The organism is Marinobacter sp., assembly GCF_033722735.1.
GTDB lineage: Bacteria > Pseudomonadota > Gammaproteobacteria > Pseudomonadales > Oleiphilaceae > Marinobacter.
In genome coordinates this window covers 43349-51339 of record NZ_JAWVYN010000025.1, presented here as the reverse complement: position 1 = coordinate 51339, position 7991 = coordinate 43349, and the positions used below count along the sequence as shown (strand labels likewise).

General features: G+C 59.7%; 6 protein-coding genes and 2 tRNA genes. 1 reads left to right on the top strand and 7 read right to left on the bottom strand.

What is annotated here, in order from left to right; all coding sequences use genetic code 11:
* Nucleotides 1-91: 91 nt before the first annotated feature.
* The 5 genes from R3175_RS15595 to alaS form a co-directional block, all read right to left on the bottom strand.
* Nucleotides 92-168: transfer RNA gene (locus tag R3175_RS15595), tRNA-Arg, on the bottom strand.
* Between the two features lie 57 nt (nt 169-225).
* A tRNA-Ser gene (locus R3175_RS15590) sits at nt 226-316 on the bottom strand.
* A gap of 127 nt (nt 317-443) precedes the next feature.
* Nucleotides 444-644 carry a carbon storage regulator CsrA gene (csrA, locus tag R3175_RS15585; protein WP_318945249.1) on the bottom strand — a complete coding sequence of 67 codons (201 nt, stop codon included), beginning with the start codon at nt 642-644 and terminating at the stop codon, nt 444-446.
* A 175-nt stretch (nt 645-819) separates the two neighbouring features.
* Nucleotides 820-2058, bottom strand: a complete 1239-nt coding sequence (locus R3175_RS15580) for an aspartate kinase (RefSeq protein ID WP_318945248.1) — start codon at nt 2056-2058, stop codon at nt 820-822.
* A gap of 108 nt (nt 2059-2166) precedes the next feature.
* Nucleotides 2167-4794 (bottom strand): alanine--tRNA ligase, encoded by a 2628-nt coding sequence (alaS, locus tag R3175_RS15575; protein WP_318945247.1) that lies wholly within the window; start codon nt 4792-4794, stop codon nt 2167-2169.
* 259 nt (nt 4795-5053) lie between these two features.
* Between alaS and R3175_RS15570 the strand changes: the two genes are divergently transcribed.
* On the top strand, nt 5054-5596 hold the full coding sequence (locus tag R3175_RS15570; protein ID WP_318945246.1) for an RDD family protein: 543 nt from the start codon (nt 5054-5056) through the stop codon (nt 5594-5596).
* A gap of 30 nt (nt 5597-5626) precedes the next feature.
* On the opposite strand, the gene lptG is transcribed toward R3175_RS15570, so the two are convergent.
* Nucleotides 5627-6688, bottom strand: coding sequence for an LPS export ABC transporter permease LptG (lptG, locus tag R3175_RS15565; RefSeq protein ID WP_318945245.1), 1062 nt, complete (start codon nt 6686-6688; stop codon nt 5627-5629).
* Nucleotides 6681-7784, bottom strand: a complete 1104-nt coding sequence (gene lptF / locus R3175_RS15560) for an LPS export ABC transporter permease LptF (RefSeq protein ID WP_318945244.1) — start codon at nt 7782-7784, stop codon at nt 6681-6683. The genes lptG and lptF overlap by 8 nt, the downstream gene beginning before the upstream one ends.
* Between the last annotated feature and the right edge of the window lie 207 nt (nt 7785-7991).

Genomic DNA, 7991 nt, shown 5'->3' with positions numbered 1-7991 from the left:
GGAGGATTCGAACCTCCGACCGCCTGGTTCGTAGCCAGGTACTCTATCCAGCTGAGCTACAGCCGCTTAAAACTGTGTCGTTTTTGATAAATGGCGCGGCTGGGAGGATTCGAACCTCCGACCGCCTGGTTCGTAGCCAGGTACTCTATCCAGCTGAGCTACAGCCGCGCATCTCAAAAACCTGTTGGATGCTACCCCAACTGTTCTCATTTCCTGAAAAGGAAATGGCGGAGAGGGAGGGATTCGAACCCTCGATACGCGTAATGCGTATGGTTCCTTAGCAGGGAACTGGTTTCAGCCACTCACCCACCTCTCCGTGAGAACGCCGCGTATACTACCATAAAATTTCTGTTTTCATAGGGTTGACACAACTTTTTTCGCCGCGGATTTCACTCACCATAAAAAAAGCCGCTTGGGTTTCCCGCAAGCGGCTTTTTAGCGCCTTAGCTGTTGCCGGGTTCCGGCTCGTCAGAGTCTGATTTCTCACTCTGAATGCGCTGATAAATCTCTTCACGGTGAACCGCCACTTCTTTGGGGGCGTTCACCCCGATCCGCACCTGATTCCCCTTTACACCCAGAACGGTGACAGTGACGTCGTCACCGACCATCAGGGTTTCGCCAACACGGCGAGTCAAGATCAACATATCCTTTACTCCCTTTTAAGAGCTACCAGTTCCGACAAATGAACTCTACAAAACGTTATAGTGGGCTCACGCACGATTTAAAAGGCGAGTGACCACTTATGCAGTGATCGGCCGCCTTTCGGAATCGTGAATGCAACCCTTCTTCTCTTACTTGGACAACCCCGACGCAACCAGTTCACTGACCTTCGGCGTCTGGCTCCCCCAATTCAAAAGCACTGTGAAGCGCCCGAACGGCTAGTTCGAGGTACTTCTCGTCAATCACCACCGAAATCTTGATCTCAGAGGTGGAAATCATCTGGATGTTGATGCCTTCACGAGACAGTGCTTCAAACATTGTAGTCGCTACACCCGCATGTGAACGCATTCCCACACCGACAATGCTCACTTTGGCAATTTTGTTGTCACCGCTGACTTCCTCACGGGCTCCCAGATCAACGGCGACCTTGTTGAGCACCTCTTTGGCGCGCTTGTAGTCGTTGCGATGGACCGTAAAGGTGAAATCGGTGTGATTATCAGCGCCAACGTTCTGGACGATCATATCCACTTCGATGTTGGCATCGCTGATCGGTTTCAAAATGTTCAGGGCGCTGCCCGGGGTATCCGGCACACCCGATATGGTTAGCTTGGCTTCATCGCGATTAAACGCTATGCCGGAAACAACCGGTTGTTCCATGACGCTCTCATCCTCAAAAGTAATCAGGGTACCGCCGCCGTCCTGGAAACTGGACAACACCCGCAGCGGTACGTTGTACTTGCCCGCAAACTCAACGGCACGGATCTGGAGCACTTTCGAGCCCAGACTCGCCATCTCAATCATTTCTTCAAAGGTAACCCGGTCGAGCCGGCGGGCACTGTCCACCACCCGTGGATCGGTGGTGTAGACACCATCAACATCAGTATAGATCTGGCACTCATCGGCCTTCAGCGCGGCCGCCAGGGCCACCGCCGTGGTATCGGAGCCGCCACGGCCAAGGGTGGTGATGTTGCCGTGCTCGTCGGTGCCCTGAAAACCGGCAACCACAACCACGCGACCGGCATCCAGGTCTTGCCGCATGCGCTGTTCGTCAATCTGGCGGATTCGCGCCTTGGTGTGGGTGCTGTCGGTGAGGATGCGCACCTGGCTTCCGGTGTAGGAGCGGGCTTCGCAGCCACGCTTCTGCAAGGCCATGGACAACAGGGCGATGGTCACCTGCTCACCGGTGGAGACCAGCACGTCCATTTCCCGGGGCGTGGGCTCTTCCATAATGTCGTTGGCCAGCCCGATCAGGCGATTGGTCTCGCCACTCATCGCTGACACCACCACGACAACGTCGTGACCCTCCTTGCGGAACCGGCAGACCTTCTCGGCAACTGCCTCAATCCTCTCGGTGGTACCAACCGAGGTGCCACCAAACTTCTGAACCAAAAGAGCCATTGCTTTCCCAACAATCCAATCAGGAACCCACGACGACCGGAATGTGTCGCCAGTCAAAAATCAAGCCGGCGGAATTATATACATCCGCCGGCTCGCGTTAACAGCCTCTCAGGCAATGTTTTTGTCAACCCACTCGGCAACCCCGTCCAGGGCCCCGGGCAACTTGGCCGGATCGCTGCCGCCACCCTGCGCCATATCCGGGCGTCCACCGCCCTTGCCATCCACCTGAGCCGCCAGGTGCTTCATCAGGTCACCCGCCTTGATCCGGTTGGTGGCGGACTTGGTGACCCCGGCCACCAGGGTTACTTTGCCTTCCTCGACACTGGCCAGGACAACCACCCCTTCTCCCAGCTTGTTCTTGAGCTGGTCGGCGGTTTCCATCAGCGCCTTGCGATCGGCGCCTTCCAGCTCTGCCGCCACAACCTTCAGCCCTTTCACCTCAACGGCGGACGACGCCAGATCGGATCCTGCAGAGCTGGCCAGCTTCGCTTTAAGCTGCTCCAGCTCCTTCTCCAGTTGGCGGGTACGATCAACCGTGGCCTGCACTTTCTCCACCACCGTGTCGCGGGAACCTTTTACCAGTTGGGCGGCTTCCTTCAGTTTCTGGTCGGTGTTATCAATCCAGTTCAGCGCGTTGAAGCCGGTAACCGCCTCGATGCGACGAACCCCGGACGAAATGCCGCCTTCGGACACAATTTTCAGAAGACCGATATCGCCGGTCCGGGACACGTGGGTGCCGCCACACAGCTCGACGGAGTAGCGGTCGGTGCCCATGCTCAGCACCCGAACGGTATCGCCGTACTTCTCACCGAACAGTGCCATGGCACCCTTGGCCTGAGCATCCTCCATGTCGGTGACTTCGGTTTCCACCGGCGTGTTGGCCAGGATCTGTTCGTTGACCTCACGCTCAATCTCCTTCAGTTCCTCCGGCGTGACCGCCTCGAAATGGGAGAAGTCAAAACGCAGCTTGTCCGGGTCCACCAATGAGCCTTTCTGGGTGACATGCTCCCCCAGTACCTTGCGCAGGGCCGCGTGCAACAGATGCGTGGCGGAGTGGTTGAGCGCTGTCGCCTGACGACGCACATGGTCAACCCGGGCATCCACTTCCAGGCCGGGGAACAGCTCACCCTCGATCACGGTACCGATGTGGATGTGATGATCCCCTTCCTTGCGGGTATCGTTGACCTGGAAACGGCCACCGCTCCAGGTCAGCAACCCGGTGTCCCCCACCTGACCGCCGGACTCGGCGTAGAAAGGTGTCCGCTCCAGCACCACAATGGCCTCATCACCCGCCTGGGCAGTCCTCTCTTCGCCGTCCACGATCACTGTCGTCACCGTCTCGTGGCCGTCCACTGTCTCGTAGCCGGAAAATTCGGTCTTGCCTTCCAGCCGGAGGCCGGCGTTGTAGTCGATGCCGAACTTGCTGGCGGCGCGGGCCCGCTCCCGCTGGTCGTTCATCGCCTTCTCGTAGCCTTCGTAATCCAGGGTCAGGCCACGCTCACGGGCGATGTCGTTGGTCAGATCCACCGGGAAGCCGAAGGTATCGTACAGGGTAAAGACGGTTTCACCGGGAATAACGTTCCCTTCCAATTCGGCGATGTCCTGCTCGAGCAGTTTCAGGCCCTTGTCCAGGGTCTTGGCGAACTGCTCTTCTTCCTGCAGCAGGACCTTCTCAATCTGCGCCTGGGTACGCACCAGCTCGGGATACGCCTCGCCCATCAGTTGAACCAGCGCTCCCACCAGCTTATGGAAGAACGGTCCCTGGGCACCCAGCTTGTTGCCATGCCGGGCGGCCCGGCGGATGATGCGGCGCAGCACGAAACCGCGGCCTTCGTTGGAGGGCATCACGCCGTCGGCAATCAGGAATGAACAGGAACGGATATGGTCCGCCACCACCCGCAGCGAAGCCTCGGTGGTGGCAGCACCACCAAGCACCTCGGACGCCGCCTTCAGCAGGTCGTCGAACAGGTCGATCTCGTAGTTGCTGTGCACACCCTGCAAGACCGCTGCAATGCGTTCCAGCCCCATGCCGGTGTCCACCGACGGCTTGGGCAGCGGCAGCATTTCACCGTCGGCGGTGCGGTTGTACTGCATGAACACCACGTTCCAGATCTCGATGTAGCGGTCGCCATCTTCCTCGGGACTGCCGGGCGGACCACCGGCAACGTCGGGACCGTGGTCATAGAAGATTTCGGTGCAGGGGCCACAGGGGCCGGTATCGCCCATCTGCCAGAAGTTGTCGGAGGCATAGGGCGCGCCCTTGTTGTCACCGATGCGGACAATGCGCTCCTCCGGCACCCCCATCTCCCGGGACCAGATGTCGAACGCTTCGTCGTCGGAGGCGTAGACGGTAATCCACAGCTTTTCCTTGGGCAGGTTGAGCCACTGGTCGCCGGTCAGGAAGGTCCAGGCGAATTCGATCGCCTCACGCTTGAAGTAGTCACCGAAGCTGAAGTTGCCCAGCATCTCAAAGAAGGTGTGGTGGCGCGCCGTGTAACCGACGTTCTCCAGGTCGTTGTGCTTGCCGCCGGCACGGACACACTTCTGGGCCGTGGTGGCCCGGGTATAGTCCCGCTCTTCCCGCCCCAGGAATAGGTCCTTGAACTGGTTCATCCCCGCGTTGGTAAACAGCAGGGTTGGGTCATCCGCAGGCACCAGTGAGCTGCTTGGTACGACGGTGTGCCCCTGCTGTTTGAAGAAATCGAAAAATGCCTGTCGCAATTCTGCGGTTTTCATAACCCTGCCCTGATCCAGCTTTCTGCCTTTATATAGGCCCTTTGGTGAAAATGACTGCTCCGGAGCGTCAAAACAAGGACGATGGACGTCCGGCGGTGCAAATCGGCTACTCTAGCATACGCCGCATTGAGGAAAAACGAATTACTGCCGGCGAGCCCCAATAACGCCCTCCCCCTGCGACAATCCGTCAAACGGGTTATACTCGGCCACCCGAAACTGAACGGTACCAAGAGGGGTACCGATGACGCAGGAGCCTTCAATGCCTCGCAGATTCCACGACGAAGACCAATTGCTGCCTCCGGCCAACATGCTCCGCCGGGTGCTCGCCATCATCTACGACGGCCTGATCAGCATTGCCGTGCTGATGGTGACGTCCTGGGCCTACACCCTGGTGGCAGCGTCAGTGATCGGATTCGAGCGTTACGAGGCGAAGATGGAGGCCGGCACCCTGGAGGCAGACCCGCTGCTGAGCAGCGTACTGTTCGTCGTGCTGTTCCTGTTCTTTGGCTACTTCTGGACCCGCTCCGGCCAGACCCTGGGCATGCAGGTCTGGCGCATCCGCATCCAGAACATCAGCGGCTGGTCGGTGAGCTGGGTGCAGGCGCTCAAGCGCTTCATGGTCGGCGCACTGACGCTGTTTGCGGGCATGCTGTGCCTGTATAACTGGGGAAGCTGGAGCCTGATTATCGTGGCACCGGCGGTGACAGCCGTGTTCTGGCCCATCAATGGCGAATCGGTCACCGACCGCCTGTCCCGCAGCCAGGTGGTTCGGGTACCCACGCCGCCCAAGAAGGCCGGCTGACGGAACCGGCACCACCGTTTTCGCGCGGACTTACCCGGCCCGGCGCATCAGGACGGCCCCCACCACCGCATTGATGGCGATGGGTACCAGGATGGCAATGACGGGGTTGAAGCCGAACACCAGGCTCATCGGCCCCAACAGATCCTGCATGTACTTGAACAGCAACCCGACGATCAGCCCGGTAAATACCCGGAAGCCCATGGTGACCGACCGCAGCGGGCCGAAGATAAAGGAAATGGCCACCAGCACCATCACAGCGGTACCCAGCGGCATCAACACCTTCTTCCAGAACGCCAGCCAGTAGTTGGCCGAGTTCAGTTCCTGGTCGTCCAGATAGGATGCGTAGGTGAAAAGCCCGCTTACCGACAGGTTCTCCGGCTTGACGATCAATACGCTGAGCACCTCGGGCGAGAGCCCGGTCTCCCAGCGCAATTCACGCCGCACTTCCCGCTCGGTGGCGACATCGGAGAAATGGGTGATACGGGCATTCTGTAGCAGCCAATGATCGCCCTGGTAGATCGCCCGGGGTGCAAACGTGGCCTGCTCCATGGCGCGCCGGTCCGAAAACTCGAACAGCGAGACGCCGTGCAGGACGCCGTTCGGCTCGACCGCGTTCAGGTGAATGAAGGTATCCCCTTCCCGATGCCAGATCCCACCCGAGGACGCGATGTTGCGGCTGGCCCCCTGGGCCACCGCCTTCTGGCTCTGTGCCATGCGCTCAAACGGGGGCGCCACATACTCGCCGATCAGCAAGCCAACAACCACCACCACCAGGGTGGGCTTCATCGCCGACCAGACGATGCGCCTGATGGAAACACCGGCGGCCCGTATCACCGTGAGTTCGGAGGAGCTGGCCATGGCCCCCAGCCCCACCAGGCAGCCCATGAACGCGCCCAACGGCAGGTAATCGTAGATCCGCCGCGGCAGGGTCATGAAGACATACAGCAGGGCCTGCAGGGTTTGGTAGTCGGCCTCGGCGTCGTCCAGCTCACCGATGAAGGCAAAAATCAGGTCGAGGGACAGCACCACCACCATCACCAGCAGGGTGGCGCCACCGACGGTGCGCATCACATAGTTGTCGAGCTTACGCACGGCGACGGCCCTCCCGGATCAACCGCCGCCGACGCAGCCAGGGCGGCCCGAAGTGCAGCCACAGGGCCAGCGCCAGGAACAGGGCATGGACCCACATCATCCCGATCCACTCGGGCACCTTACGGTCCTCCACCGCATCCCGGGCGACAATCAGCAGGCCCAGGTAGACGATGTACACCAGCATGGCCGGCAACAGGTGAAAGAAGCGGCCCTGACGGGGATTGACCCGACTCAGGTGCACCGCCAGCAGCGTCACGATGGGAACGATCAGGGGCAACGAAAAACGCCAATGCAGCATGGCCCGGTGCTCCGGGTCGTCCGACGACAGCAACTCCAGGGTGCTGATGGCCTCGTCCAGCTGCCGATCCCGGGCGTTGCCGGCCTGCACTTTCAGACCATAGGCATCAAACGTGGTCACCTGGTAATCCAGTTTGCCAGGCATTCCCTGGTAACGGGAGCCGCCCTCCAGGATCAGGAACCGGCTGCCGGTCTTGTCGTCGAGGAACTGGGAGCCAACGTCCGCGGTAATGATGGTCAGCCCCGGTTCGCCGCGGGAATATTCAGCGATGAATACGCCATGCAGTTCCCGCTTGTCGTTACTGAGGGCCTCGGTGTAGGTGACCCGCTCCCCCGAGGAGAGATCCTGGAAGCGCCCGGGCGCGAGCATTTCGAACTCGGTGGCCTTGCGCTGCTCGTTGAAGATCCGCTCCACCTGCTTCATGCCCCAGGGCGAGAGGTACAGACTCATGCCGCCCACCACCAGCATCACGATCACGCTGCCGATGAGGGTCTGGTTGATGACCTGCCGATCGCTGACCCCACAGGCATACAACACCGTCATTTCACTTTCCAGGTACATGCGCCCGTAGGCCAGCAGAATGCCAATAAAGAAGCCCAGCGGCAGGATCAGCTCCAGGAACCCCGGAAAACGATAGGCCATGATCTGGAACAGCACGTCACCGGCCAGTTCGCCGGCGGCGGCATCCGCCAGGTACTTGATAAAGCGACCGCTCATGAACACCAGCAGCAGGACGCCAGATACCGCCAGCATGCTGATCATGACTTGTCGAGTCAGGTAACGGAAAACTATGCTCAAAGCAGTCTCTTCAGTTGGCCGGTTGGATGCAACGATCAAATAGTGGGGTATTCTATGTAACCTGACCGGCGAATGACAGGGCCGCCTGCGCCTTTGAGCACGGGAACCGCTTGATTAATGACGCCTTAGCCCCAATGCTAGTGTCTTTCAAAATTGCCATCCCCGCCTTCGGACGGGAACGACAAAACAACCAGTTTCGGGAGTTGC